This is a genomic window from Loigolactobacillus binensis (assembly GCF_005405165.1).
Lineage (GTDB): Bacteria > Bacillota > Bacilli > Lactobacillales > Lactobacillaceae > Loigolactobacillus > Loigolactobacillus binensis.
In genome coordinates this window covers 1-1,267 of sequence record NZ_BJDN01000075.1, presented here as the reverse complement: position 1 = coordinate 1,267, position 1,267 = coordinate 1, and the positions used below count along the sequence as shown (strand labels likewise).

At 45.5% G+C, this 1,267-nt stretch carries 1 protein-coding gene; it reads right to left on the bottom strand.

Annotated features, from left to right (window positions below):
• Positions 1-172: 172 nt before the first annotated feature.
• Positions 173-1,267, bottom strand: a 1,095-nt coding sequence (locus tag FFM78_RS13640; protein WP_223877099.1) for an RNA-guided endonuclease InsQ/TnpB family protein, incomplete at its 5' end; no start/stop codon positions are given.

The window sequence follows — 1,267 nt, the reverse complement described above, 5'->3', positions numbered from 1 at the left end:
AATGTAGGCAATCGTTACGAATTACCACATTTAGAAAGATTGCATTTTTCCTTTCATTATTTTACTCGCTGCCGTTAAGACGCTGGTATTCCGATAGGCCACCAGGGCGTAATCACATTGACCAACTATGACAGCATCAGGGCAAAGCCTGCCCGTTCATTTTTTAATTGTTTTAGATTAATGCTAATAAATTAGCCACGGCATTCTCATCGCGTTCAAGCGTCGTACCACAGTGATAACAAACATATTCGTGGTGCTTGGTTTTATGCGTGGCGTTACCCTGCAAAGTGAGCTTATCGTTGCCGGACTTGATATGACCACAGGCCGAGCAACGTTGGGTTGACGGATAATGCTTATCAGCCAAAATCAACACTTTACCATACCACTCACACTTGTAGCGCAATATTTGGCGGAAATAGCCAAATATCGACCGTTGCAGGCCTTTTGAAGCCACATGCGTCATCTGCATTTTTTTAACTGCGAGGTCCTCAATGACGATTTTGTCATAATCAGTCACTAGCTGGGTCGTGAATTTCTGCATAATGTCATGCTGAATGTTGGTCACCTTGCGATAATCCCGTTGCAACTTGGCTCTCGTTGCTTGGTAATTATTGCTTTTAGTCGCCGTTTTACCGTTCACGACCCGCTTGCGAGCTAACCGTTTCTGATAAAATTTGATTCGTTGGTATAACTTTTGTAACCGCTTAGGTAGCGTATTGACCACGCCACCTGTGTAGTTCAGATGGCCCACATTAACATCAACCGCCGAGCTTTCACCAGTTTTAGGCTTAGCCTCAATGGTAACTTCAAACGGCAAACTAGCCCAATATTGGCCATTTTCGCGATAAACACTAACAACTTTGAACATGCCGGTTAAGTCAGCGTGCTTACTAAGACGGATGTCATACCAAATTTTTGTGCCGAGCGGCTTGTCTAAACGTAACCTACCATTGACAATTTTAGCGCGATCCGTTTTGAAACCTTGCCGTGGCGCGCGCTTGGATTTGAATCTCGGCTTACCCCAGTCAGGCTGAGCCTGGTCAAAAAAATTCTGCCACGCTTTGCCTAAATCGGCGATTGCTAACTGCAAGGTTCGCGCCGACAACTCATATTGCCAATCGGCTTTAGCGGCCACCAACTCATTGCGCACTGAATAAGCGCTCGGTCGGGGACTGCTATGCTCAATTGTGTGTAAGTCGTACATGTCGTTCCAAGTTGCTAGACCTTGATTCCAACAATAACGGCGATAATCGCAAAGACTATCGAG